This is a genomic window from Gardnerella phocaeensis (genome assembly GCF_048545075.1).
Classification (GTDB): Bacteria; Actinomycetota; Actinomycetes; order Actinomycetales; family Bifidobacteriaceae; genus Bifidobacterium; species Bifidobacterium vaginale_J.
On sequence record NZ_JBKQXS010000005.1, the window covers coordinates 26,535 to 51,944 of the forward strand.

At 42.2% G+C, this 25,410-nt stretch carries 20 protein-coding genes; 15 read left to right on the forward strand and 5 right to left on the reverse strand.

All coding sequences use genetic code 11. The features are described from left to right. The first annotated feature begins 21 nt into the window (after nt 1-21). Nucleotides 22-1,200 (forward strand): DNA polymerase III subunit delta', encoded by a 1,179-nt coding sequence (locus ACJV2T_RS05335; RefSeq protein ID WP_419399364.1) that lies wholly within the window; start codon nt 22-24, stop codon nt 1,198-1,200. Nucleotides 1,201-1,212: 12 nt separating this feature from the next. On the opposite strand, the gene ACJV2T_RS05340 is transcribed toward ACJV2T_RS05335, so the two are convergent. Together ACJV2T_RS05340 and ACJV2T_RS05345 are read right to left on the reverse strand one after the other, a co-directional pair. Further along, complete coding sequence (locus tag ACJV2T_RS05340; protein ID WP_004108041.1) at nt 1,213-2,292, reverse strand: LacI family DNA-binding transcriptional regulator; 1,080 nt, start codon at nt 2,290-2,292, stop codon at nt 1,213-1,215. Nucleotides 2,293-2,391: 99 nt separating this feature from the next. Continuing rightward, on the reverse strand, nt 2,392-2,658 hold the full coding sequence (locus tag ACJV2T_RS05345) for an HPr family phosphocarrier protein (protein WP_004108039.1): 267 nt from the start codon (nt 2,656-2,658) through the stop codon (nt 2,392-2,394). 277 nt (nt 2,659-2,935) lie between these two features. Here ACJV2T_RS05345 and ptsP point away from each other — a divergent pair, with 277 nt between their 5' ends. The 7 genes from ptsP (at nt 2,936) to ACJV2T_RS05380 (ending at nt 11,411) form a co-directional block, all read left to right on the forward strand. After that, nucleotides 2,936-4,594 (forward strand): phosphoenolpyruvate--protein phosphotransferase, encoded by a 1,659-nt coding sequence (gene ptsP, locus ACJV2T_RS05350; protein ID WP_419399365.1) that lies wholly within the window; start codon nt 2,936-2,938, stop codon nt 4,592-4,594. Between the two features lie 104 nt (nt 4,595-4,698). Further along, nucleotides 4,699-5,148: a PTS sugar transporter subunit IIA gene (locus ACJV2T_RS05355; protein ID WP_004108034.1), complete on the forward strand. Its 450-nt coding sequence runs from the start codon at nt 4,699-4,701 to the stop codon at nt 5,146-5,148. Between the two features lie 63 nt (nt 5,149-5,211). After that, entirely contained in the window at nt 5,212-5,481 is a 270-nt protein-coding gene (locus ACJV2T_RS05360; RefSeq protein ID WP_004104746.1) for a PTS sugar transporter subunit IIB, read from the forward strand. A 115-nt stretch (nt 5,482-5,596) separates the two neighbouring features. Then, nucleotides 5,597-7,129: a PTS ascorbate transporter subunit IIC gene (locus ACJV2T_RS05365; protein WP_391496046.1), complete on the forward strand. Its 1,533-nt coding sequence runs from the start codon at nt 5,597-5,599 to the stop codon at nt 7,127-7,129. A gap of 222 nt (nt 7,130-7,351) precedes the next feature. Next, the gene (locus ACJV2T_RS05370; protein WP_101886199.1) at nt 7,352-7,903 is read left to right on the forward strand and encodes a YbhB/YbcL family Raf kinase inhibitor-like protein; all 552 of its coding nucleotides are present in this window, start codon (nt 7,352-7,354) and stop codon (nt 7,901-7,903) included. 111 nt (nt 7,904-8,014) lie between these two features. Then, nucleotides 8,015-9,622 (forward strand): C69 family dipeptidase, encoded by a 1,608-nt coding sequence (locus ACJV2T_RS05375; protein WP_415687678.1) that lies wholly within the window; start codon nt 8,015-8,017, stop codon nt 9,620-9,622. A 271-nt stretch (nt 9,623-9,893) separates the two neighbouring features. After that, nucleotides 9,894-11,411: a formate--tetrahydrofolate ligase gene (locus ACJV2T_RS05380; RefSeq protein WP_415683116.1), complete on the forward strand. Its 1,518-nt coding sequence runs from the start codon at nt 9,894-9,896 to the stop codon at nt 11,409-11,411. Between the two features lie 110 nt (nt 11,412-11,521). On the opposite strand, the gene ACJV2T_RS05385 is transcribed toward ACJV2T_RS05380, so the two are convergent. Beyond that, a complete protein-coding gene (locus tag ACJV2T_RS05385; RefSeq protein ID WP_419399366.1) occupies nt 11,522-12,367 on the reverse strand; it encodes an alpha/beta hydrolase in 846 nt (281 codons plus the stop codon). 129 nt (nt 12,368-12,496) lie between these two features. Between ACJV2T_RS05385 and rsmI the strand changes: the two genes are divergently transcribed. After that, entirely contained in the window at nt 12,497-13,399 is a 903-nt protein-coding gene (rsmI, locus tag ACJV2T_RS05390; RefSeq protein WP_119527538.1) for a 16S rRNA (cytidine(1402)-2'-O)-methyltransferase, read from the forward strand. A 33-nt stretch (nt 13,400-13,432) separates the two neighbouring features. On the opposite strand, the gene ACJV2T_RS05395 is transcribed toward rsmI, so the two are convergent. Together ACJV2T_RS05395 and ACJV2T_RS05400 are read right to left on the reverse strand one after the other, a co-directional pair. Next, complete coding sequence (locus ACJV2T_RS05395; protein ID WP_419399367.1) at nt 13,433-13,696, reverse strand: variant leucine-rich repeat-containing protein; 264 nt, start codon at nt 13,694-13,696, stop codon at nt 13,433-13,435. After that, nucleotides 13,687-14,313, reverse strand: a complete 627-nt coding sequence (locus tag ACJV2T_RS05400; protein ID WP_415687685.1) for a hypothetical protein — start codon at nt 14,311-14,313, stop codon at nt 13,687-13,689. The genes ACJV2T_RS05395 and ACJV2T_RS05400 overlap by 10 nt, the downstream gene beginning before the upstream one ends. A 333-nt stretch (nt 14,314-14,646) precedes the next feature. Between ACJV2T_RS05400 and metG the strand changes: the two genes are divergently transcribed. From metG to ACJV2T_RS05430, 6 genes are all read left to right on the forward strand, one after another. Beyond that, nucleotides 14,647-16,518 (forward strand): methionine--tRNA ligase, encoded by a 1,872-nt coding sequence (gene metG, locus ACJV2T_RS05405; protein WP_419399368.1) that lies wholly within the window; start codon nt 14,647-14,649, stop codon nt 16,516-16,518. Between the two features lie 336 nt (nt 16,519-16,854). Further along, a complete protein-coding gene (locus ACJV2T_RS05410) occupies nt 16,855-18,669 on the forward strand; it encodes an ABC transporter ATP-binding protein (RefSeq protein WP_419399369.1) in 1,815 nt (604 codons plus the stop codon). Between the two features lie 2 nt (nt 18,670-18,671). Continuing rightward, on the forward strand, nt 18,672-20,468 hold the full coding sequence (locus tag ACJV2T_RS05415; protein WP_419399370.1) for an ABC transporter ATP-binding protein: 1,797 nt from the start codon (nt 18,672-18,674) through the stop codon (nt 20,466-20,468). 55 nt (nt 20,469-20,523) lie between these two features. Then, nucleotides 20,524-21,504, forward strand: a complete 981-nt coding sequence (locus tag ACJV2T_RS05420; RefSeq protein ID WP_419399371.1) for a TatD family hydrolase — start codon at nt 20,524-20,526, stop codon at nt 21,502-21,504. 165 nt (nt 21,505-21,669) lie between these two features. Continuing rightward, the gene (locus tag ACJV2T_RS05425) at nt 21,670-24,348 is read left to right on the forward strand and encodes a KUP/HAK/KT family potassium transporter (protein ID WP_419399372.1); all 2,679 of its coding nucleotides are present in this window, start codon (nt 21,670-21,672) and stop codon (nt 24,346-24,348) included. 15 nt (nt 24,349-24,363) lie between these two features. Further along, nucleotides 24,364-25,179 (forward strand): HD domain-containing protein, encoded by an 816-nt coding sequence (locus ACJV2T_RS05430; RefSeq protein WP_415687697.1) that lies wholly within the window; start codon nt 24,364-24,366, stop codon nt 25,177-25,179. Nucleotides 25,180-25,410 lie beyond the last annotated feature (231 nt).

Here is a 25,410-nt window from a genome sequence, read left to right on the forward strand (position 1 = left end):
AGCTATGCAGGGGGTGAAGCGATGAGTGTGTGGGATAGCGTTATTGGGCAAGAACAGGTAGTTTCTAGACTGCGAAAAATTGCTTGTGCGGATGCTAGCAAAATAGCGCAATCTTGGCTGATTTGCGGAGCTGCTGGCTTCGGTAGTGCGCAAGTTGCGCGCGCTTTCGCTGCAGCTCTCGAAAGTCCTGATCATGGAGAAGGCAGTGATGGAATTAGCGGCGAAGGTGAGCTTAGTAAAACTGCCAAAGAAGTTTTAGCAGGATCGCATCCTGATGTGCATACGCTTGCAACAAAAGGCGTAACTCTTAGTATTGACGATGTACGTGAGGCAATTGGGATTTCTGAGCAGATGCCTAGCACTGCTCCTTGGCGAATCATAATTATTGAAGATGTTGACAGAATGTTGGAACGTAGCACGAACGTTCTTCTTAAAGAGATTGAAGAGCCAAGCGAGCATACGATTTGGCTTTTATGCGCTTCAAGTGTTATGGATGTGCTTCCAACAATTCGTTCGCGTACGCAACTTGTGCAATTAGCTACTCCAAATGAGCAGTCTATAGCAGAATATCTTACTAAAAAAACGGATGCGGATAATAAGCTAGCAAATCGTGCAGCCAGGCTTTCTCAAGGAAATATAGCAACTGCTTTTATTTACGCAAGCGATGAGCGTGCTTTAAGTAGGCGAGATGAGCTTGTTGCAGGATTGCTTCGTATGCATGATGCTGCCGACGCAATTATGCTTGCTGCAATGCTTATTGACGATGCAAAAGCACAAGCAGAAGATGAGGTTCAGCGAAATGTTGAGGATCAACAAAAAGAATTTCGCAGGATTAACGGATTAGGCGATGAGGATCGTATTCCGCCCAAATTGCGCGCACTCTACAATGCAATTGGAAAAAAGGATGACGTAAAACGTAAAGTAACTCGTGTAAGCCGTGACGTGTTATGCCGTTCTCTTGATGCAATCGATAGCGTGTATAGAGATGTTTTAGTTGTTATTAACGACGCGCAAAAGTCTTCGCCAATTATAAATCAGGAATACAAGTCTAGAATTATCCAGTTGGCACAAAGCATGACAGCAAGTAGTGCCTTGGGTTGTGTCGACAGCATTGCTACTGCTCGTCGTCGGCTTTCGAGAAATGGTAACGCAACTCTTGTTTTTGAAGCACTATTTTGCTCACTTTTGCAAAGTCAATAAAATACAAAAGTATCATATCCTCCACGGAAGTGACATATCGCTTGTGCCTATTCTTGGTGAATTTGTTGATTCGCGTCGCATGATTTCCGGTCTAAACTCCATATGTGCAGGTAACCAATGTTGCTCTGATTTGTTGACAGCGGTTAGGCGGATTGCTTCGCGTGCAATTTGCTGGTACGGAGGACGGATTGAAGAAAGCTTTGGTTCAGATATTTCTGCCTGTCTGCTATCTCCGTAACCTATTACGAGAACATCCTGCGGAACTTGCAAAGAAAGCTCATCTAAAGCTAGAAGTGCTCCAAGTGCGACAGCGTCATTTGCGCAAATAACAGCGTCTGGTTTGCGAGATTGCTTAGCAGTAGAATCAGAAAAAAGCCGCATTGTATCCTTGAATCCACGTTGATAAGTAAGTTCTCCAAAAGTTGTCCAATCTGGCTCAGAAAGTAAACTTAATCGGCTTGCAGCAGTCTGAAAATTGGCAAATAGGTTTGCGCTTTGTGTGGAGTCAACATTTCCACTTAAATAAGCAATATTATGGGCATCGTGATGCGAAAGATGTATTAAAGCAGCTTCCATCATTGATTCTTGATCCATGCCAACCCAATTGACGTGGAATGAAGTAGCAGTGCCACCAATTTGCACAATGGGAAGATTGTCAACGTAGTTTTCAAGTGTTTTTGTTAAATCACTATTGTTAGATGGCATGACAATAAGACTGTCAACATTATGACCGATAAGCTCTTCTATGCGTTCTTCTTGAGCTTCTGCGTCTTTTCCAGTTCCAACAAGAAGTATTTTATCTATTTCATGAGCTGCTTCATCCAATGCAGAAAGCATATTTACACTGAATGAATCATCTACGTTGCTTGTGCCTATTACTACGCCGATTGTATTAGTTGTGTCACTTCTTAATGCGCTTGCTGCATAATTTACTGAATAATTAAGCTGCTCTGCGGCTTTCCTTACGCGTTTTGCGATATCGTCATCTTTGGCTCGTCTACCAGAAAGTACACGAGATACTGTTGCAATTGAAACTTTTGCAAGAGCTGCTACATGAGTTATGGAGGCGTTTTGATTAGTTTGATTTGTCATATTTGCCCCCGAATAAGTGCGGTGCTGTAATTATTGGTAAACAGCACCGCAAATTGAATATTATTTATTTGTCAGTTTATGTACACTTATTTATTTATATTATTCGCCTTTCGTGACTACATCGACAAGATTGTTAGCTACATTTTCAGCGTCTTCACCATCAACGGTAATTGTGATTGAATCTCCTTTAGTAATACCCAATCCCATAATTGAAAGAATGCTATTCGCACTTACAGGGGTACCTTCGCCTTTCGCAATCGTTACAATGCAATTTGAGGACATCGCGGCTTGAGAAAATTCTGACGCTGGGCGAGCATGTATTCCAACTGGGTCTTCAATAGTAACAGTACGAGTTGCAATTGCCATTTTTTCTCCTTTGAATAATAATTAACAAATTCTGCTTTTATTTTTATTTTTCATATAAAAGCAAACCATATTTTTTTTTTCTTAAGGTTTTTTGTTTGCTATTTTCAACATTAAGTGTAGCATAATTAATTGAAAAATACAGAAAACGTTTTCACTTGTTGTAACAACGTTTTTAATGGTGTATAGTTTCATTAGTAAGAAACGTTTACCTACAAGAAATGCTTATGCGGCGTTGCGGCCGTAATAAAGTTTCTAAACCTAAAGGAGGGTTTTAAGTATGGTAATCACTGGTGTTGGCATTGGGCTCTCGATGGCATATGGTGAAGTATTGTGTATGGCACCTGCTTTGCATGAGCCAGAGGATTCTCCTCGTGCTGTTAGTGTGTTGGCTGAGGATGCAAAAAAGGCTGTTAAAAATGCTTTAAATGAAGTAAATAAAGACCTAAGCCATCGTGCAAGTGAGGCTCTTGAAGCAAAGGATGAGGGGACTCGAAAAGCAGCACCAATTATGCAAGCTCTTGCACAGATGGCCATCGATCCAGCGTTAATAAGTGCAATTGAATCTGGTATTGATAAGGGGAAAACAGCTGAACGTGCCACTTGGGAAGGGTTCGCACAATTTGAAGACATGTTGCGTAATCTTGGTGGTTACATGGCTGAGCGTGCAGGAGATTTGCATGATGTTGGCCAGCGTGTTATTGCATCTTTGATTGGTGTTGAAGCTCCTGGTGTGCCGGAAAGTGATTCGCCTTTTGTGCTGGTTGCTAGGGATCTTTCACCTGCTGATACAGCTTCACTTGATTTAAGCAAGGTTCAGGCAATTGTCACTCTTGATGGTGGTCCTACAAGTCACACTGCTATTCTTGCTCGTGCTCGTGGGATTGTTGCTGTTGTTGGAGCGCACGATGCCTCTCAGCTGAAGAATCATCAAATTGTTGTAGTAGATGCCGTTAATGGTCATGTTATAAGCAGTCCTAGTGAAGAAGAAATCGCGCATGTTAAAGAGTCTCGTGAGCGTTTAAGCCGTGCTCGTGAATTGCGTGGATTGCCTGGAAGTACAAACGATGGTCATTTGATTCCTCTTTTAGCCAATGTAGGAAAGCCCTCAGATGCTGCAACTGCTCATGAGTATGGAGCAGAAGGAGTAGGTCTATTCCGAACGGAATTTCTGTTTATTGGTAACGAGCAACCGCCTAGTATAGAAGAACAAACAGAATCTTATACAGAGTTACTATCTCAGTTTGAAGGCAAGAAAGTTGTTATTCGATTGCTTGATGCTGGAGCAGATAAACCGTTACCATTCTTGACTCCTGAAGATGAACCAAATCCTGCTCTCGGACTTCGAGGTTTGCGTACTCTAAGACAGCATATGGATGTTCTAGATGGTCAGCTGGAGGCATTATCTCGTGCTGATGCTGTGACGAATGCTGACTTATGGGTGATGGCTCCAATGGTTTCAGACGAACATGAAGCAGCATATTTTGTAAAACTTGGTAAATCTAAAGGTCTTAAAAAGGTTGGCATTATGGCAGAGGTGCCTTCTATCGCTCTTGTTGCCGAGGAGGTTGCTCAAGTCGCTGATTTTGTATCTATCGGAACGAATGATTTGACGCAATACACTCTTGCAGCAGATAGAACCCTTGGGTCTGTTTCTAATTATCAAACTGCTTGGCACCCTGCAGTGTTGCGTGCGATCAAAATGATTGCAGACGCTGGTAACGCACATGGTATGCCAGTCGGAGTGTGTGGAGAAGCTGCAGCAGATCCAGACTTAGCGGTTGTTCTCACAGGTCTCGGTGTTAACTCGCTTTCTATGACGCCAGTTGCCTTGGACGATGTTCGAGCAGAACTTGCTCAAACTACATTTGATGAAGCTAAAGCTAAAGCTCATGAGGCTTTAGCTGGAAAGTTCTACCACTCAATCATGCAAGAATAAGCCAAGGGAGTAATTCAAAATATGATTGTTACGAAAAACATTAAAAATTCGATTACCAATCAGAAATAATCAAGAATAATTAACATGCTTAGAAAAGAGAAAATATGAGTGCTGATATTGATGAGCTTCTCCCGGATTCTGCAGTAAACCTTGATATTGCAGCGAAAGATTGGCGTGATGCTATTTGTCTTGCGGGCAATGCTTTGAAGGAGTCTGGCTTTACTACTGATGAATATACGGATCAGATGATTGAGACAGTTGAAAAAATGGGTCCGTATATTGTTATTGCCCCAGGCTTGGCTTTGGCGCATTCGCGCCCGTCGGAAGCAGTGTTAAAAAGTGGTTTGAGCTGGATTCGTTTAAGTACGCCTGTTAAATTTGGTAACACTGCCAACGATCCGGTCTCTTTAGTAATTGGTCTTGCAGGTCACGATGAAAATGAGCATATTGGCGTTATGTCCGCGGTTGCTGCAGCTTTGTCTAATCCTGTGAAGACTAGAGAACTTGCGCAAGCAAAAAACGCTAAAGAAATTCGCGCAATTCTTAAAAGTTAAATACTAAAGAATTAGTTAATTTTGCAAAATTAAAAAAATACAACTCAACGAAAGAGGTTATCTATGAATATTCTATGTGTATGCGGAAACGGCATTGGCACGTCTGTACTTTTAAAAATCAATGTTGAGGCTGCGGCAGCAGACTTAGGTCTTGATGTTACAGTTACTACTTCCGATGCTGGAAGTGCAAAAGGTACTGCCAATATGAATGATCTTGTGCTCACTTCTCCTCAGCTTGCTCCAGAGCTTGAGGGCACTACCACTCCTGTAGAAACAATTGAAAATTTCATGGATGTTGAAGAGGTAAAGGGTGTGCTTGAGCGTTACGCATAAATTATGTGTAACAAATAAACGTTTGATTATGCTGATTACGTGCTTACTGCTTTGGCATAGTCGTACTGTTATTTCATGCGCTATTCGCTTTTCTAAATAAAAAGAAGGAAATAAGATGAACATTGTAGTTCAGGTTTTAAATTTCATAAGTCAGCAGATTTTGAATGTGCCGGCTTATTTGATTGGTATTATTGCGGCAATCGGTCTTATCGCACTCAAGCGTAGTGCAGGACAAGTGATTGCAGGCGGCTTAAAAGCTGCTATGGGTTATCTCATTTTGGGTGCAGGTGCTGGCGTTGTTGTTGGCGCACTTGCTCCATTTGGTGACTTGGTTTTGAAGTCTACTGGTGCTCATGGTGTTGTACCTACAAATGAGGTTATTACTGCTCAGGCTGCAGGTCAGTACGGTGCTACTTCTGCATACATTATTGTGCTCAGCTTCGTTCTTATGCTTCTTGCTGCACGCTTTACTCCTTTGAAGTACATATTCTTGACTGGTCACCACATGGTGTTTATGTCTATGCTTTTGGCTCTAGTTCTTTCCGTTGGTTTTGGTGCAGGCAACCAGTTGCTTATTGTTATTGTCGGCTCTGTCATTATGGCAACGGTTATGGTTGTTCTGCCAGCTTTTGCGCAGCCTTTTATGAACCGTATTACTGGTAGCGATAAGCTCTCGATCGGTCACTTTAACTCTTTAAGCTACATTGTTTCTGGTGCTGTTGGTGCTGCTGTTGGTAAGAAGTCTAAGTCTACTGAAGATATCAACTTCCCTAAGGGTTTGAGCTTCTTGCGTGATTCAATGGTCTCCACGACTTTGTTGATGGTTGTGCTGTATTTGGTATTCGCAGTGTGGGCTTCAGTTGTGTTGCCAGTAAAGGAACTCTTCAAGATTTTCGCGTCTCACCCTACGGATTATAGTGCCTTCTACATGGCGGCTTTTGCTCAGGCTCTGCAATTTGGAATTGGTGTTAGTGTCATCCTTTATGGTGTTCGTATTATTTTAGGTGAATTGGTTCCTGCATTCCAGGGTATTGCTAACAAGGTCGTTCCAGGCGCTCGTCCAGCATTGGATATTCCAATCGTATTCCCATACGGTGCTAATGCTTCTCTTATTGGCTTCTTGTCTTCCTTCGTTGGAGGTCTTGTAGCTCTCGGACTTATTGCAATTTGGATGGGTCCAGCTTGGGGATTGGCATTGATTCTCCCAGGAATGGTGCCTCACTTCTTCGATGGTGGTGGTGCAGGCGTGTTTGGTAATGCAACCGGTGGTCGTCGTGGTGCTATTCTCGGTGGTTTTATTAACGGTTTAATTATTACATTCCTTCCAGCAGTATTGCTTACTGTTATGGGTTCCTTCGGCTTGGCAAACTCCACCTTCGGCGATGCTGACTTTGGTTGGATTGGTACTGTTGTGGGTAACTTCGCTCACCTCGGTGCCGGCGTTGGCGCTATAAGCTTGATTATTGTTGCTGTTATTCTGTTTGCCTTGGCTTGGGTATGGCAGGTTAAGGTTGTTAACACTGGCTGGCTTCCTGCAGTAAAGCATGCTGAGTTCATTGAAGAAATTAAGAAGCAAGAGCGTGCTGCTAAGAAAGCAGCTATGGCAGCTAAGGCTGCTGAAACTCATGAGGAGGCTGTTACAAAATAAATAGAGTACGGTAAAAAAATTACATTTTAGTTAATGCGCCCAGTTTAGATTTTTCTGGGCGCACGTTTTATATTGACCGTCAAATTATGCAGTTAGCGTTGTTTCTGTAGTGTTTTTTGCTTGAGCGCCACGATCCGCTTGAATAATTAGATTGCACAAACGTTGCGTTTATTTGTTACTCGCGCAGTTGATTAGTGTTGTGTAATGGTAGATACTTAAATTATGAATATTTCTACAGATTTCACTACCATTCCGGATGATTATTCTAAAGCTGCGCCGGAGCAGAATAAGATCAGTGGAGTGCCGGTAGTTTCTTTCCCGTTTTACGTTGATAATATGCCATCTTTCGTGCATTATTTGCATTGGCGTTTTGTTGACGACGACGCAATCCCAGTATGCGGTTTTGAGTGGATTCACTGGACTGCTGCAAACGTGCCTGTTGAAGCGTTAATGTTTGATTTTAACGATTCTCACGCTTTGCAAATACCGGAAGATTTTTCTCGCACAATGACTTCTATGATTCCGGAAGCTCTTCAAGGACGCAACTCGCAAGCAAGCAGATTTATTGGTTGCAATGATCCAGCAATTACTATGCGTTACAACGGCCCTCAGCCTCCTGATAAAGATCACGAATATATGTTTGAAGTTTTTGGCACAGAAAAGCCTTTGCCAAACCTTAAGCCGGGATTCTATATGAATGAATTGTTGCGCGAAGTGAGAAACGTAACTTCAGGTGTAGACGCTGGTGGCATGTTCCTTACTGGTAAAGCCTAAACGCAAGCGCTAGAGCAACCAATTATGGGAGCAGTTAACGCCTAAGCGTTAGAATCAAACAGTAATAAATATAAAAATAAAATATAAAATCTAAAAACAGGGGATGCAAATATGGCATGCACAACAATTCTTGTTGGTCGAAAAGCAAGTTACGACGGATCCACACTTATTGCGCGCAATGAAGACTCAGCAAATGGCGAGTTTAATCCAAAGCGTTTAGTGGTAGTAAAGCCTGAAGATCAGCCTCGCGTTTATAAGTCTGTTCTTAGCCACGTAACAGTTGAGTTGCCGGATAATCCAATGCAATACACAAGCGTGCCAAATGCAGACTTGCGCGAAGGAATTTGGGGAGAAGCTGGCGTTAACGAAGCAAACGTGGCAATGAGCGCAACTGAAACGCTCACATCCAACGAGCGCGTGTTAGGCGCAGACCCAATGGTTGAGCTTCAAAAAGAACAAGGCAAAGTTGGGGATGCTGACTATAAGCCGGAAGTGCCGGGTGGAATTGGTGAAGAAGACTTCTTAACGCTTGTTTTGCCTTATATTCGTAGCGCTCGCGAAGGCGTTGAGCGTTTGGGTGCATTGCTTGAAAAGTACGGCACTTACGAGATGAACGGCGTTGCGTTTTCGGATGTGAACGAGATTTGGTGGTTCGAAACTGTTGGCGGTCATCATTGGATTGCTAAGCGCGTGCCAGATGAAGCTTATGTTGTTATGCCAAACCAGCTTGGAATTGACGAGTTTGATTTGGACGATGCTTTTGATGCTCAAGAAGAGCATATGTGCTCTGCTGATTTGCTTGAGTTTATTGAAGAAAATCACTTGGATTTGTCTGTGGAAAACGCTTCTCCTTTCAATCCGCGCGATGCATTCGGCTCTCATTCGGATTCTGATCATGTTTACAACACTCCTCGCGCATGGTTTATGGAGCGCTTCTTGAATCCTTATGACGAAGTGTGGGATGGTAAAGATGCTGACCATCGTCCGGACAGCAACGATATTCCTTGGGCTCGCCAGCCTGAGCGTAAGGTAACAATTGAAGACGTTAAGTACGTTTTGAGCTCTCACTATCAGGGCACTGAGTATGATCCTTACGGCAAGCTTGGAGATGAGCATACTCGTCACATGTTGCGTCCAATCGGAATTAACCGTCAAAGCGAGCTTGCTGTAATGCAAATCCGCCCTTACATGCCGGAAGCAATGCGTGCAATTCAGTGGATTACTTACGGTTCTAATCCTTTCAATTCTTTGATCCCGTTCTATCCAAACGTAAATCGCACTCCAAAGTATTTGGAAGATACGACTACTCGCGTAACAAGCGAAAACTTCTATTGGGAGAATCGTATTATTGCAGCTCTTGCTGATGCCGCATTTAACGACACTGCAAACGCGATTGAGCGCTACCAGGAAGCTGTCGGTTCCCTTGGCCATGCAATGGTCAAGTCTACGGATGCTGCCGTGGCAGATATTCTTGGCGTTGATTTGGCTGATTACGAGCCAGAGCGTGAAGGTGATGAAGGCGAAGATTACGATGATTTAGTTCGCGATCCTGAAGCTATTATTGCAGAGCTTCGTAACGACAAAGTGCGCGAGGCTTTGGCAGAAGCGAATGACGATATGGCAGCAAAGTTGAAGAAAGAAACCGATTCTTTGCTTGACACAGTGCTGTACATCACTAGCATGCGTATGAAGAATGGTTTTAATCGTTCCGATCACTGAAATGCAATTAAATAAGTTTTCGTAAATTGATACAGAAAAACTTACGAAAATAATTTAATAACTCAAGTGCCTTCCTAAGAAATGAACTTTTTATTTCATGCGGAAGGCATTTTTGTTATCTTTTGTTATTTTGCTATAGACGTTGCTAATAGCGCGTATAGATATTGCGTGTGGTGCCTATGCTACGAGCAAACAATCGTATAGTATGAATCATGTAATTAACATTATCCGCATGCATAGTTGTGCCAATATGCCTATGAAAGAGGGGTACATGAGCATTCTTGATTCATACACTACAACATTCGGTTTGGTTAAAAAAATTGATGCCTTTGGCTATTTGGATTATTTAAAGCAACATCCAGAGGAGCCTAGGAAGTGCGGTAAAGTTCTGCTTGTTACTGCTGATACTCCTTTAAAAGCTTCTCGCGGAGAAGGTAAAACAACTACAACTATTGCGTTAGTTGATGCATTGCGTGAGCGCGGTGTGGACGCAGCTGCAGTTCTTCGTCAGCCGAGCATGGGCATTACAGCCGCTGGTTCTAAAGGTGGCGCGAGTGGTGGCGGTAAGTCTTCGCTTTCTCACCCTGAACTAATTGACTGGGGTCTGTGTGGTGAAATGGCTGCTATTGCTTGCGCGCAGAATTTGCTTGTGTCGTTTGCGGAAAAAGCAGTCGACGAGGGTGTTATTGATACTATTTTAGTTCCTCGAGTTAGTGAAGTTCCTTCGCGATCTTTGCGAAGCATTGCTGTTGATTTTGGCAAGGGTACTGTTCCTGAGCGCGTTGTTTTGACGCCAACTTGCGAGCTCATGCAAATCGTAGTGTTGTCGCGCAGTATGGACGAGATTTCTAATCGTGTTTCTTCAATGATTGCTGGCACAAAAGACGGTAAGCCTGTTAAGTTTGGCGAGTTTGTGGATTTGTGGCGAATTACAAATATTCTTGCCGACGCTGTAAAGCCTGCAAAAACTGAGACGATTAATGGTTCTCCAATCTACGTACATTGTGGTCCGTTTGCGAACGTTTCGCTTGGTATTCCAAGCCTTGTAAGCGTTGAAATGGCTTGCGCTGAGCATGATGTTGTGGTTGTGGAAGCAGGTTATGGCACGGATGCTGGTGCTCAAAAGTGGTTAGATATTGCTGCTCGCGAGTTTGGTGCAAAGTGGCCTGCCGCTGCAGTTGTAGTTACTCGCGCAACTACTTGGCGAGATGACGAAACTTTGGCTTGGCGTTACCCATTCCATGTTTCTCGTTTGGAATCTCTTAATATCCCTACGTTCCCGTTGATTAATTTGTGGGAAGGCGAGGATGATCAAGTGCCTGAATTGTTGGAACAAGCTAAGTCTTTAGGATTCAGAAAGCCGATTGTTGGCAATTTATTCCGCGATGGTGGAGATGGTTTGGCAGATCAGCTTGACGATTTTGTGTCTGCAATAACTGATGATGTTGAAACGAAAGTTCCAGAAAGTCGCAGAGGTCAAGCGCTTTTGGATCGCGTTAACTTGCTGTGTGCAGAAGCTTACGGTGTTCCAACTGAACGTGTGATTGAAAAAGCTGGTTTTGAAGATTCGTTATCCGCAGCTGAGGATTTGTGCGCGAATGCTGGCGTTGATTTTAACAGTCTTGCGCTAGTTGCTGTTAAATCTCCTGCAACTATGACTGACGACGATCATAAGCCTGCTGAAGAGCGCACTGTGACATTGAAGAAAGTGGAAGTTCACGCTGGAGCTGGAGTTGTGCAAGTAAATCTCACATCTTCACTAACTACTCCAATGCCAAAAATCGTGTGATTGCTTTAATTGCGAGACAAATGTAACGTTTTTAGGCTGATTTTCGTTACATTTGCTTCATTTATGAGGCAAATGTAACGAATCTAAAACAAAGCACTAAGGCAGGTTGATTAGCACGCAAAAGTGCGATGCAACCAATCGCAAGCAAGCTTAACCCACTGCTGAACTTCTGGCTGCACAAATTCAGTAAGCACATTTCCGTTTTCGTCGCGTTTTGCTGTTTCTTTAACTGCCAAAGCTAAGCCGTGCGGTCCTTTAGGGAACAGGTACGCTTCAACACTTACTCCAGCTTCAACGCAAGCGTTCACAAACATTATTGAATTTTCTACTGGAACTGTTTGATCAGTAATGGTTTGCCATACAAATACAGGTGGAGTTTTGCGGTCCACGTGATTTTCAAGCGAAAGTTTATTGACAAGTTCAGTTCGCTCTTCGTCGCTAACTTCTCCAAATAGACGATCGAACGTTGGCTTATGCGCATATTTTCCAGCAGAAATAACAGGATATGCGAGCATAAGAGCATTTGGACGCACGTCATCAGCAACATACCCGTTTGCTTCCTCAACTTCGTCGCTAACGCTAGTTGCAAGATTTGCAGCCACATGCCCTCCAGCGGAGAATCCAATAATTGCAACTTTTTGCGCATCTACGTGCCATTCTTTTGCGTTTTTGCGGATTAAGCTCATCGCTTCTGCGGCTTCTAAAAGCTGAGTTGGGTATGTGCTTGGAGTAAGCGAGTATCGCAACACAAAAGTGTGGAATCCTTCTGCAGCAAACTTCATAGCAACAGGTTCTGCTTCACGATTCGAGACGCGCAAGAAACCTCCGCCTGGCAAAATTAGAATTGCAGGACGGTTTTGCAAGCCTTCGCTATCTAAATTATCGTCTAAAATATATCCAATAAGCTGCGCATCGCTTCCATCTGTACTTTTTATTTTCTGATTTATAATCTTCATAGTGTCTCTTTTCGTTTCGCTTATATTGCAATTACACTAAGCATAATTCTAATCAAATACCTCGCTTTGTAAGTGCGTTCTTTTATAAATTCGTGTAGAGTTTTAAGAAGTTTTATAAGGAGATTCAAGATGTGTAACGAAGAAGATAGTTTAGGTAAGGTTGTTTTAGCTGCTACGCCTATTGGGAATATGTCAGACGCTTCTGCACGATTAATTAATCTTCTTGAAACTGCTGATATTGTTGCTGCTGAAGACACGCGTAGGCTTTATGATTTAGCGAATCGCCTTGGCGTACATGTTTCTGGTAGCGTAATCGCATATCACGATCATAATGAGCGCAACAAGGCAGATGGTTTGCTAGACAAAGTTGAGCAAGGTAGCACTGTTCTTGTTGTTTCAGACGCAGGTATGCCTACAATTAACGATCCAGGTCTTGCTGTTGTTCGACGTGCAATAGAGCGCGATTTGCCTGTTACTTGCGCGCCTGGTCCTAGTGCAGTTTTAGATGCGCTTGCTCTTTCTGGATTGCCAACTGATCGCTTCTGTTATGAAGGCTTTTTGCCTCGTAAATCTGGTGAGCGTCAACAACATTTGCGCTCGCTTAAAGCCGAGCGACGAACAATAGTATTTTATGAGGCTCCACATCGTATTGCAGAAGCAATGGAAGACATATTGGCAGTACTTGGCTCTAATCGTCCAATGGCGTTATGTCGTGAACTTACAAAAGATTTTGAGGAAATTCGTCGTGGAACTGTGCAAAGTATTCACGATGGTGTTTTAGCGGATCCTCCTCGAGGTGAAATAGTTTTAGTTATCGGTGGTGCAAGTGACGAAGAAGTGCAGTCTGAAAGCACAGATTTAAGCATTGATGCTCTTGCAAAGCTTTCACTTGAATGTGCAGAATCTGAAGGCTTGCGCATAAAAGAAGCCATTACGAAAGTAGTAAAAGAGCATCCGTTTGCTGATGGATCTTTTGCTAATCGTAAGCAAGTTTACGCGTCTTGTCTTGAGCATAAACCTGATCAAAAGTAAGATTTCTGCTCTTTGCTACCATTTTTTTGCTTTCTATTCATTGCTGTCATACGCAGAAAATAGCACTTCAAAACTGTAACGAACGTCAGGCCCACCTTGTTGAGAAATATATTCTAAAATTTGCGCGTCTGCTGAAGGGTTTGCAATAATCCATTTTCGAAGTTCAGGTATTTTTTGCGCGATATACCATAGCACTTCCGTTTTTGTTGCAGGGTCGATAGCAACAGATGGCGTGAGTATTATAGGTGGTTTTGGAGGGCTGTTTGTTCTAGTTGCATAAGAGTTCTTCATTTCCATGGTTTGTTTGCTTCTTTCGCAATGTTTCGTATCCAATTTCTTGCATGTATTGAGCCTGGGAAATATGGGTTTCTGTCAATAGTGCGTTTGCATTTTCGCAAGTCAATGCTGTATTTAGATATCAATAAGTGAGCAATATCTTTTCTATAAGGTTCGTACTCTTCGTTTTCGCTTGGAGTGTACGCTAAATCGCAAATTGTTCGTTCTGGCGTTGTTATTCTAATTTTTCCAAGTATCACGTATTCTTCATTGTTTAAGTGTCTTCGAAATGCGCGTATTGCATGGCCGTGCGGCTTTTTTCTTCTATGCCCGTAATCAATAACATCTATATTTTCAGGAAAATTGCCTCCTATCCAAACCCATGCTGCAGTAAATAAGCAGGCTATGCTTTCTGTAGGCATAAGATTGCTTACAATATTGCTTCTTCCTTGAGTGGAAGTAGCTGTTTTATTTGAATATCCTGCATTTAAATCAAGCCTATTGAATACGCCAATTTGAGAAAGTTTTTTCATGCACATTGGGCCCGGTAAATGGTTGTCGTCAAGTAATTCCGGGAATTGCGTTTGTGCTTCTTCGCAAATATCCAATAAATCGCGTATGTTTTGTTGTTTTTTCAATTTTCCTCAATCCTTTCTTTCTGCGTATTTATTTTTTAGCGCGACTATTTACAATGCGTATCGCGCATATTGTTGTTTTTCTAATGCATGTTTTTCTAACGCATATTTTCTAGCGAATGCTTTGTAATGCATGCTTTGTAGCGGATAAGTTTCGTAGTGCATAAGTTGAGGTTATGTTCATATTTGCTTCAATTCCAGGCTGCTTTTATAACTTGTGGATATGTGGATGAACTCGTATGAGGCTTGTTATTCAGCGTGTTTTTCTTGTATATTTGGGATTCGTTTTGCAATGTTCTTATCTACTGTCCGCGTTGAACAAGATAATAATTGTCTATGAGTCATATTTTGGTGAATGTTGCTTGGCCGTATGCTAACGGCCCTCGTCATATTGGTCACGTCGCAGGCTTCGGGGTTCCGTCAGACGTGTATGCGCGTTACGAGCGCATGAAAGGCAATGACGTATTAATGGTGTCTGGCACGGATGAGCACGGCACACCTATTTTGGTTGAAGCAGATAAGGAAGGCGTTTCTGCGCAAGAGCTTGCTAATCGTTATAATCGCGTGATTACTAAGGATTTGTGCGATTTAGGTTTGAGCTACGATTTATTCACGCGTACTACCACTGCAAATCATGAGCATGTTGTGCAAGAAATGTTCCGTCAATGCTTAAAGAACGGCTATATTTACAAGGGCACTCAGAAGGTTGCTATTTCTCCTTCAACTGGTCGTACTTTGCCAGATCGCTATATTGAAGGCACATGCCCATTGTGTGGCGCAGATGGTGCTCGTGGTGATCAATGTGATGCTTGTGGAAACGAGCTTGATCCGGATGAGCTTATTAATCCAGTTTCTAAAATTAATGGCGAAACTCCGCGCTTTGAAGAAACTGAGCATTATTTCCTAGACCTGCCTGCTTTGGCTGAGGCGAATGTTAACTGGCTTCATTCTCGCGAAGGTTGGCGCACGAATGTTATTAATTTCTCGCTTGGATTATTTAATGAAGTAAAGCCGCGAGCTATTACGCGCGATATTGATTGGGGTATTCCTGTTCCTGTTGAAGGATGGATTGATAATCCAAATAAGCGTTTATATGTTTGGTTTGATGCTGTTATTGGATACTTGTCTGCATCTATTGAATGGGCTCGTCGTCAAGGTAAGCCGGATGCATGGCGTGATTGGTGGTGTGATCCTAAGGCTCCTGGCTACTACTTTATGGGCAAAGATAACATCACTTTCCATTCTCAGATTTGGCCTTCAGAAATGCTTGCTTACAATGGTGCCGGTTCTAAAGGTGGCGAAGCTGGCGTTTATGGCCCGTTGAATATGCCTGAACAGGTTGTTGCTTCTGAGTTCATGACTATGGAAGGCAAGAAGTTCAGTTCTTCACGCGGAATTGTGATTTATGTGAAGGATATTTTGGCGCGTTACCCTGTGGATGCTGTGCGTTACTACATTTCTATTGCGGGTCCAGAAAATTCTGATGCAGATTTTACTTGGGCTGAGTTTGTGCGTCACAATAACGAAGAGCTTGCTGCAAGTTGGGGTAATCTTGTCAACCGTGTTGCAAATCTTATTAATAAGAACTTTGGCGCAATTCCTCCTCTTGATGAAGATTCTATGACTTCAATGGATCGCGCTCTTCTCGATCAAACTTCTGATGCTTTTGCTTTGGTTGGTAGTTTGATTGAGCGCCATCGTCAGAAGAATGCTCTTGCTGAAGCAATGCGAGTAGTTGCGGATATTAATAAATATATTTCCGCAACTGAGCCGTGGAAGATTAAGGACGATGAGGCGCGCCTTGGTACTGTGTTGCATGTTGCAGCTCAAGCTGTTTCGGATGCCAATCATCTTCTTGCGCCGTTCTTGCCTCATGCAGCTCAAAAAGTTTGGGAAGCGCTTGGTGGAACTGGCGTATTCTCGCCTCTGCCTCATATTGAAGAAGTTGAAGATTTGGATAACCCAGACTTTAAGTATCCGATTATTACGGGCGATTATCGCTTGGGAGAAACTGTTCATCCTTGGGAGAGTGAGGAGTTGGTAGCAGGTACTCCTGTGCCTAAGCCAAGTCCTATTTTTGCCAAGATTCCAAAAGAAGCAGTTGAGGAGGAGCTTGAGCGTTTCGCATCTGCTTTATCTGAGCGTCAGCGTGTCGAGGCAGAAAGACTCGCTGCTGCAAAAAAATCTTTGGAAAATAATGGGGAATAGGTTGAAATTTTCAATAAATAAATTGTAAAATTAGAAAACCTAGCGAACGTTTCTCTAAAAGAAAATATTTTAAGGAAATTTTAAGGAAAAAACTCTTTTCTTTGGACGAATGTTTAGCTATACTAACATATGTTAATGGTTCGCCATTAGCGAGGTTCGTTCGCGAACCCCATAATTGAAACCTTCTTCTCTCTTTCTCTCTGCCCCGGCGGGTTTCTCTTCTCGCCGGGCTTCTTTTTATCTTTTGACCTTTAACACATGTTTTTGTTTTTGCATGTAAAATTATTTATTGATTTATTTTTTTTTTATTTGTGTGAGCAAAGGGGAAAACAGCGCATGTATGTCAATTCAAATAAACGCAAAGACGCGAGTAACGTGCGCTGGGTATTGCAATACTGCAAGCCAGACATGTGGAGAGTAGGCGTATCGCTTGTACTTTTTACAATTAACGACACAATGGCAATGACAATGCCGTTGCTTTCGGGCTTTATTGTAGACAAAATCATTATTGGCAAACAGCATAATCTACTTATAAGCGTATGCATTTTAATGGTCGCAATGATGATTATTCGCGTTGGCTCAAGATATATTTACCAGCTTCAAATGGAAAGATTCGGCCAAAACGCCGTGTACCGCCTTGTAAGCGACGAGTATGAGAAGCTTCATTCTCTCGATTTTACGTACTTTAATCACACGCGCACAGGCGATATTATGAGCCGAATGACGTCGGATACAGATGCGATTCGCCATATTTTAAGTTGGGTTTCATATATGGCGTTAGATTGCGTAGTAATGTTCGTGCTTGCGCTAGTTATAATGTTTTCAATTCAGTGGAAGCTCGCTTTAGCACTTATGGCAATTACGCCATTTTTGTTCCTGCTTGCAAAAATTATGGGCAAAAAAGCTAGACCGAAGTTCCTTGCAATTCGCGAATCCTTCGCGCGCATGAATTCAATGGTTGAAGAAAATATCGAGGGTAATCGCGTAGTAAAAGCTTTTGTGCGCGAAGATTACGAAACTAAAAAATTCGACGAGTGTAACGAAGACTATTTTAATCGCAATATTACGCTTGCAAAAAACACCCAAAAATACATGCCGTGGCTTGATGGCATGGGTTTTATGCTCGAGCTTATAACAGTTGGTTTCGGCGGATGGCTTGTTTTAAACGGCAGCATGACATTAGGCACATTCGTTACTTTTAACAGCTTCCTTTGGATGCTTCACATGCCTGTACGAATGGCGGGATGGCTTATTAACGACTGGCAGCGTTTTAACGCAGGATGCGTGAATATTCGCAAGCTTCTTACGCAAGAATCGCATATTAAACATCCAAAAGAAGCTGACGAAACAGTTAAAATCAAAGGCAAAATTACTTTTGAGCATGTTGATTTTTCATTCCCAGATGATCAAGACTCTCTAATTTTAAAAGATATTGATTTAAACGTTCCTGCTGGGAGCAAACTGGGTATTCTTGGTGAAACTGGTTCCGGCAAATCAACTCTCGTAAGTCTTATAGCAAGATTCTACGATCCTACGCGCGGTCGTGTTTTAATTGATGGAAAAGACGTGCGCGAATGGCCGCTAGAAACTGTTCGTAACCAAGTTAGCATAGTTGCGCAGGAAACATTCCTATTTTCGGACACTATTGCAGGAAATATTAGTTTTGGATTAACTCAAACTAAAGAAAATTGTAAGGAATTAGATAATACTATTCGCACGATGGCAACAATTGCTGCAGCGGACGATTTTATTATGAATATGCCAGAAGGCTATGAAACAGTAGTAGGTGAGCGTGGCGTAGGTCTTTCTGGTGGACAAAAGCAGCGTTTGAGCTTAGCTAGAGCATTGGCAAATAATCCTGCAATCTTGATTATGGACGATACAACTTCTGCTGTAGATATGGAAACGGAAGAGCATATTCAACAAGAGCTAAAGAAACTCGACGGCACGCGCACTGTAATCACTATTGCGCACAGAATTTCATCCGTTAAAGATGCAGACATGATTGTTGTGCTAGATCACGGCAAAATCGTTGAACGTGGCACGCACGCAGAACTTGTGGCAGCACACGGAAGATACTGGGAGATTTACAGGAAGCAGCTTGGATTGCAAAGCGGTAAATCTGCAGGATTCGAAACGAAGGGGGAGTAGAAATGGCGCAACGAAACACTTATCGCGAAGATGAAGAACAAGAAGAGCATGTGAACGTGCATGAGCTTATGCGCGTTAAAAAATACATGAAGCCGTACACTGCTAAACTTCTACTCGTAATTATGGTAGTTATAAGCGGAAGCATAATTATGACAGCAATGCCAATGATTACAAAAACGCTAATCGACGTTGTGTTGCCGCAGAAAAATGTAAATTATTTATATGCAATTATTGCAGTATTTGCAGTGCTCATTATATTGTATGAACTCGGTTTAGCGTATAGAACTTTAGCAATTACGCGCATCGGTCAGATGATAATCAAAGACATGCGCCGAGATATTTTTACGCACGTGCAATCATTATCTTTTGACTATTTTGATTCGCGTCCACACGGGAAAATCCTGATTCGCATTGTAAACTACATCAATACGCTTTCTGACACGCTTTCGTCTGGTTTAATTAACGTATTTTCCGACGTTTTTGTGCTTATTATTACATTGATAACAATGTTTGTTATAGATTGGCGAATGGCTTTGTGGAGCTTAGCGCTATTCCCAATATTTATAATTTGGACACGCACTTTACAAATTTTGCAAAGAAAAGCGTCTAAAAAGTTATCAAATAAACAAAGTAATTTAAATGCGTATTTGCACGAATCAATCGCAGGAGTAAAAACAACTCAAACTTTTGCGCGAGAAGCTACAGCATACGCTACTTTCCAAGAGCAACAAGCAGAAGTAAGAACTGCTTGGATGCGAAACGTTAGAGTGCAAATGTTACTTTGGCCTGGCGCTTCAATTATTGAGACTGCAGCAATAGCGCTTTTGTACTACGTTGGAGTGTCTAATTTAGGCGGAATGAACGTTAGTACGGGTACGCTTATAGCATTTGTTTGGTATTCGACTACTTTTTGGGATCCAGTAGTAAATATTGGAAACTTCTACACGCAACTTGTAACATGCTCAGTTTATTTGGAACGAATTTTTGAAACTTTAAGAATTAAGCCAAATATTGTAGATAAACCAGATGCTATTCAATTGCCTCAAATCGAAGGAAAAGTAGACGTAAACGACGTTGTTTTCCGTTACGAAGAAGATGGAAGGCCAATATTAAACTTGGTTGATTTGCATATTAATCCTGGCGCTACTGTAGCTCTTGTGGGACCTACTGGCGCAGGAAAAACAACTCTTGTAAGTCTTCTTTCTAGATTCTACGATGTTTCAGAAGGCTCAATTACTATAGACGGGTACGACGTACGTTCAGTAACGCTCGCATCTCTTAGAAAACAAATGGGCGTAATGTTGCAAGATAGCTTTATTTTCAGTGGAACCGTACGCGAGAACATCCGCTACGGAAAGCTCGATGCAACTGATGAAGAAATTGAGAATGCAGCGCGCGCAGTTCATGCTCACGAATTTATTGAAGAATTACCGAACGGATACGATACTGAAATTGAAGAGCGAGGAGCCACTCTTTCTGCAGGTCAGCGTCAGCTTATATCGTTTGCGCGAGTATTACTTGCAAATCCGCGAATTCTTATTCTAGACGAGGCAACAAGCAATATTGATACTCGTACAGAAGAAGCATTACAAGCAGGATTAGCTCAATTACTTAAAAATCGCACATCTTTTGTAATAGCGCATAGGCTTTCGACGATTGAGAATGCAGATTTGATTTGCGTAATCGATCATGGAGAAATTGTTGAAAAAGGCACTCATAACGAGCTTATGGATGCAAGAGGAGCATATTATCGTCTTGTAAAATCGCAATATGATGCAATTCGCAAAACAGTTTTATAAACACTTATAATTGCAATAAAAATTGACAGTTGAGTTTGTGAGTAGACTTAAAAATATGAGTAAACATCATCGCGAACATAATTGGGCGCCGGCTTTAGCATCGCAATCTGCAGTATGGGAAAATCTGCTACAAGAAGGAATAACAATTGCAGACGATCATACGCACATGCTTAGCGTTGTGGATTTTGCGCATAATCTAAATCAAGAATTAGCAGAAAAAGGTCGCGATGTAATAGCGGAACCTACTGCAGACGACTTAGTAGCTCAAGCAAAATCATCAGGCGTTTCGCACATGCTAGAAGTCGGATGTGAATATCCAGATTGGGAGCCGACGATTAAGTTTGCTCAAACGCATGAAAATTCAGTTCGCGCAGCAATAGCAATACATCCAAACGAAGCAGTATTACACGGTCACAAAGGAGCTAAAGGCCCTGACGGACTGCCGATAGTTTATAAGCCGTATCACGATATTCCATTTGACGAAGCTATGCAACATTTGCGTTCGCTAGTAATTGCGCATCCAAAAGAAGTAGTGGCAATAGGTGAAACCGGTTTAGACTACTTTCGTACGGGAGAGTCTGCGCGAGAAGCACAAATACAGGCTTTCCGCGACCACATTGCGCTCGCAAAAGAATTAAACTTGCCTTTGCAAATTCACGATCGTGACGCTCACGAAGACGTAGTAAAAGTCTTGCTAAAAGATGGTGCTCCTGAGCGAACAGTATTTCACAGCTATGCTGGTGGTGTGGATTTAGCAGAAATATTGAAAGAGCACGGCTGGTACGCAAGTTTTTCTGGAACTATAAGTTACAAAGGCAATGATGAATTACGCGAATCTGCGCGAATAATTGGCAAAGATCATATAACTGTTGAAACGGATGCTCCATATTTAACGCCAATGCCGTATCGTGGACGTCCAAACGCGCCTTATATGGTTCCTTATACGCTAGAAACGCTTTCTGAAGTTTTAAATATATCGTTATTGCAAGCAGCGAAAGTTACACGCGAAAATACGCGAAAAATTTACGAATTTTAGGAATATAAGAATCCTTAATTTTCAAGGATTTTTTAATATTTTTTGCGCGATGCACTATTGTTGTATACAATATCCAAGTACGGAAATAAAACTGTGAGGTGTGAGGTTTATGCGACTTCTTGTTGGCATCAAGAAGAAGCCTCATATATGGAGGAACAATTAAGCATGACTAAGTCACGCACTGCTGTACCGTCAAACGATAGTACAAAGGATCCTCGCAACGGCGCGAAAGATTCCGAGAAAAGCACTAAATCCTTAAAAAGCACTAAGGACGCTATATTGCGAGCTGCCTCGTTTACTAAGGCTCCTCAGGTGTCAAAAAAAACGACAACGCGTGAAGAGCGCAAAGTAATAGCTCAACAGCAAGCGCAAGAGGTAAAAGAAGCAGAAAAGCTTGTTGCTAGTGCAGTACGAGGTCCGTTAGGTAGATGGTGGGCAAAATTGCAAACCAGTTCCGATCGTTTTACATTGGGAATGGCAATTGTTGCTCTTGGCGTTGTTTATGGCGATATTGGTACTTCTCCGCTTTATACTGCGCAAACATTTTTAGCAGGTCAAGGTGGCTTACAAAGCATAAATCGCGCAACTATATACGGCATGCTTTCGCTGTTATTCTGGTCAATCACATTAATTACAACCGTAAAATACGTATTTGTTGCAATGAGAACAGACAACAAAGGCGAGGGCGGCATTTTTGCTTTATATTCGCTTCTGCGTAAAAAAGGTGCGTGGCTTGCAATACCGGCAATGATTGGTGGAGCCGCATTTTTGGCAGATTCTGTGCTGACTCCTGCAGTTTCCATCTCTTCAGCAGTTGAAGGTTTGCGTACTATTGCAGTGTTTAAGCCAATATTCTTAGAAAATGAGAATTTGTCGATGATGATTACGATTGTTATAATCGTCATACTTTTCTCTGTACAGCAGCGCGGAACCGAGCGAATTGGCAAAGTATTTGGCATTGTTGTGATGCTTTGGTTCGCTTTTCTTGCGCTTGTTGGCGTTATGAATATTGACCAAGATTGGGCTATTTTTGAAGCACTTAACCCAATTTATGGCGTGAAATTCCTGTTTAGCACGCACAATGTGCAGGGATTAGCTGTTATGGGCGTGATCTTCCTTTCTACTACTGGTGCTGAAGCGTTATATTCCGATATGGGGCATGTTGGTAGAGGTAATGTTTACGCAACCTGGCCATTTATTAAAGTTGCTTTGCTGCTGAATTACTTTGGGCAAGGCGCTTGGATGTTGAAAAATCAAAACGATAAAGCGTTATGGTCAATAGAAGGCTTGAACCCATTCTTCCAAATGCTTGAACCGAATGTACGATATGTTGCCGTTATTCTTTCGGTTACTGCAGGCATTATTGCTTCTCAAGCGCTGATTACAGGCGCATATACGATGGTTTCTGAGGCAACAAGCCTAAATTGGATGCCTCATTTGCAAGTGCGATATCCTGCTAGAACTCGTGGACAGCTGTATATTCCAGTTGTGAACGTTGTTCTATGTGTTGCCACTATCACAGTTCTTGCGGTATTCCGCGACTCTGAGCATATTTCTGGCGCATACGGTTTAGCTTTAACTCTAACTATGCTTGCTACGACTATTTTGCTCACAGTGCACATGTGGTATCAAAAGAAGCATTTTGGTGCTTTCGTGTTTGCAATTGTATTCCTCATGATTGAGATGATGTTCTTTGTGGCTTCTATGGCGAAATTCATGCACGGTGGCTGGTTTACTATGCTGCTTGGTGCTTCAATTTTGATCATTATGGTCACTTGGAAAGACGGAACTAAAATCGAACGTTCGCAACGTTTGCACATGAAGCCGAAAGATTTCTTACCTGTGCTAGATAAGTTGCATGGAGATTTTAGAATTCCGTATTTCGCCGACAATATTGTGTATTTGACTTCCGATCGTGAAATGAAGCGTCTCGATACTGGAATCTTCTTCTCCATTTTTGCTGATCACCCAAAGCGAGCTAGAGCTTGGTGGGCTGTTTCTGTAGAAACAGATGACGCTCCGTTTACTCGTGAGTATTGTGTAGAGAATTTCGGTACTGACTACTTATTCCGCGTAAAAATTAAGCTCGGATTTAAAGTGTCGCCTTCTATACCAGCGTATCTTCACCAAATCATGCACGATTTGTCTCACACGGGCGAGCTTCCTCGTCAAAAATCTGTGTATCCAAAGGTTGATGCAGATCCAGATATTGGACCAATTCGTTACGTGCTGTTGCACAAAGCGTTGATGCCGGAATCTAATATTTCTGTGCGTGGAGCGTTATCTCTAAAGATGAAATATGCAATTAGGCATGTTGCTGGTACGCCTGTTAAATGGTTTGGTTTGGCTCCGTACAATCCGGTTGTTGAAGTGCAACCGTTGTTTGTTTCTACTCGCAGGCCTCCGCGTTTGAAGCGTGAAGACTGCTCTCAGCGAGCAGTTCAATCTTTGCAAGGTGCTTCAGCAGTTGAGACTAATATTCACGTTGCGAAAGATATTAGACCTACTGACGCTGAGCAAACTGCTGTTATGAATGCACGAGATATTGCGGCTGCTAATGTGATGTTTGCTGACGAAAAACTTGCCAATACTGGGAAAATTAGCCCAGTTCCAATTAAAGAGACAAAAAAAGTTAGCGCGGAGAAGCCTAATAAAGACGTAGCAAATATCGATGCAGCGAATGTGACGCATGCTGTTGTACAAGCTGTGGAGGATGCTGCTCGCATAGATGATGCGAATAGTGTGGAATCCAAAAAAAGCATTGCAATTGAAAAGAATTCTGCAATTGAAAAGAGCGCTGCAACTGAAAAGAGCGCAAAAAATAATCTTAAGGAAGAATCTTAAGGAAGAGTCTTAAAAATGGAAAATGGTGCAGAAAGCATACTTAATTGCAACTCGATAAAACTCGCTAATTTACCTGATTTTAGTGAAGTAGAGAAATTGCATAAAGCAACTGCACCATCTTCTGCTGCTTATGAGCTTATTCACGGTCATTGTGTTGTAATATCGACAATCTCTTGGCAAATTGCTCATCATTGCAATATGCTTTTGTCATCTGAAAATCATGCTCCTCAAATGAGTGACACTTTGCGTAAGCGTGCTGAATTAGCAAAAAATTGCCTTCAGGAGCTTGTTGGAGATAGTTATGCAATATTACCTGCGATCAGTGGTGGATTAGCTCCAAAACAGTATATTGATGAATACGCAGCTTTAATAGGTGGATTGTTGCACGATATTGGCACGTATTTTGTTCTTGAAAGTGATGGCAGTAGCAACGCTGGTGGCATATTGCGCTTTGATGGGCCGAATTATATTTTGCACGGTTTGCGCGGATATAAATATTTAATTGATAATGGTTTTAGCGAGGACGCTGCGCAATTTGCGCGCAATCATACTGGAGTTGGTTTGACTCGAGAGCAAGTTGTTGCGCAAAATTTGCCTCTTCCTGCTGAAGACTATATTCCGCAAACAGTTGAGCAAGAAATTGTTATGGTTGCGGATAAATATAACAGCAAATCAATTCCTCCTCGTTTTTTGACAGTTGACGCTTATCGTCGCAAGGCTGCGCGATTTGGTGAAGACAATGCTAATAAGTGGATGCAATTGGTCGCGAAATATGGTGAGCCAGATATTGCAGGTCTGGCAGAAATCTTTAATATGCGCGTTGACGCGTGAGCGTTAGTGATTTTTTGCGTATTTTTATCCTATTTTTGCGTATTTTTTAAGAAATTTATTATTTTTTAAAAAGTTTTTATAAATTCGATATTGGATAGCATGCTTTTTTGGGTGCTTTTTTGCGTTTTTCGACACGCCGGTGTTTTGGCTTGTTTTCAATGGTTTTGGGGTGTTTATTTTTGGTGGGTTTGCGTTTTAGCGTGGGTTGGTGTAAGTTTATCTCTTGCTGCT

What these genes read in the sequence shown, in the direction of transcription:
- ACJV2T_RS05345 (WP_004108039.1), bottom strand. Translation starts at nt 2,658, where the DNA reads ATGGCAATTGCAACTCGTACTGTTACTATTGAAGACCCAGTTGGAATA.
- ACJV2T_RS05365 (WP_391496046.1), top strand. Translation starts at nt 5,597, where the DNA reads ATGAACATTGTAGTTCAGGTTTTAAATTTCATAAGTCAGCAGATTTTG.
- ACJV2T_RS05415 (WP_419399370.1), top strand. Translation starts at nt 18,672, where the DNA reads ATGGCGCAACGAAACACTTATCGCGAAGATGAAGAACAAGAAGAGCAT.
- ptsP (WP_419399365.1), top strand. Translation starts at nt 2,936, where the DNA reads ATGGTAATCACTGGTGTTGGCATTGGGCTCTCGATGGCATATGGTGAA.
- ACJV2T_RS05395 (WP_419399367.1), bottom strand. Translation starts at nt 13,696, where the DNA reads ATGGAAATGAAGAACTCTTATGCAACTAGAACAAACAGCCCTCCAAAA.
- ACJV2T_RS05380 (WP_415683116.1), top strand. Translation starts at nt 9,894, where the DNA reads ATGAGCATTCTTGATTCATACACTACAACATTCGGTTTGGTTAAAAAA.
- ACJV2T_RS05335 (WP_419399364.1), top strand. Translation starts at nt 22, where the DNA reads ATGAGTGTGTGGGATAGCGTTATTGGGCAAGAACAGGTAGTTTCTAGA.
- ACJV2T_RS05385 (WP_419399366.1), bottom strand. Translation starts at nt 12,367, where the DNA reads ATGAAGATTATAAATCAGAAAATAAAAAGTACAGATGGAAGCGATGCG.
- ACJV2T_RS05355 (WP_004108034.1), top strand. Translation starts at nt 4,699, where the DNA reads ATGAGTGCTGATATTGATGAGCTTCTCCCGGATTCTGCAGTAAACCTT.
- ACJV2T_RS05430 (WP_415687697.1), top strand. Translation starts at nt 24,364, where the DNA reads ATGGAAAATGGTGCAGAAAGCATACTTAATTGCAACTCGATAAAACTC.
- ACJV2T_RS05410 (WP_419399369.1), top strand. Translation starts at nt 16,855, where the DNA reads ATGTATGTCAATTCAAATAAACGCAAAGACGCGAGTAACGTGCGCTGG.
- ACJV2T_RS05420 (WP_419399371.1), top strand. Translation starts at nt 20,524, where the DNA reads ATGAGTAAACATCATCGCGAACATAATTGGGCGCCGGCTTTAGCATCG.
- ACJV2T_RS05340 (WP_004108041.1), bottom strand. Translation starts at nt 2,292, where the DNA reads ATGACAAATCAAACTAATCAAAACGCCTCCATAACTCATGTAGCAGCT.
- ACJV2T_RS05360 (WP_004104746.1), top strand. Translation starts at nt 5,212, where the DNA reads ATGAATATTCTATGTGTATGCGGAAACGGCATTGGCACGTCTGTACTT.
- ACJV2T_RS05425 (WP_419399372.1), top strand. Translation starts at nt 21,670, where the DNA reads ATGACTAAGTCACGCACTGCTGTACCGTCAAACGATAGTACAAAGGAT.
- ACJV2T_RS05370 (WP_101886199.1), top strand. Translation starts at nt 7,352, where the DNA reads ATGAATATTTCTACAGATTTCACTACCATTCCGGATGATTATTCTAAA.
- rsmI (WP_119527538.1), top strand. Translation starts at nt 12,497, where the DNA reads ATGTGTAACGAAGAAGATAGTTTAGGTAAGGTTGTTTTAGCTGCTACG.
- metG (WP_419399368.1), top strand. Translation starts at nt 14,647, where the DNA reads ATGAGTCATATTTTGGTGAATGTTGCTTGGCCGTATGCTAACGGCCCT.
- ACJV2T_RS05375 (WP_415687678.1), top strand. Translation starts at nt 8,015, where the DNA reads ATGGCATGCACAACAATTCTTGTTGGTCGAAAAGCAAGTTACGACGGA.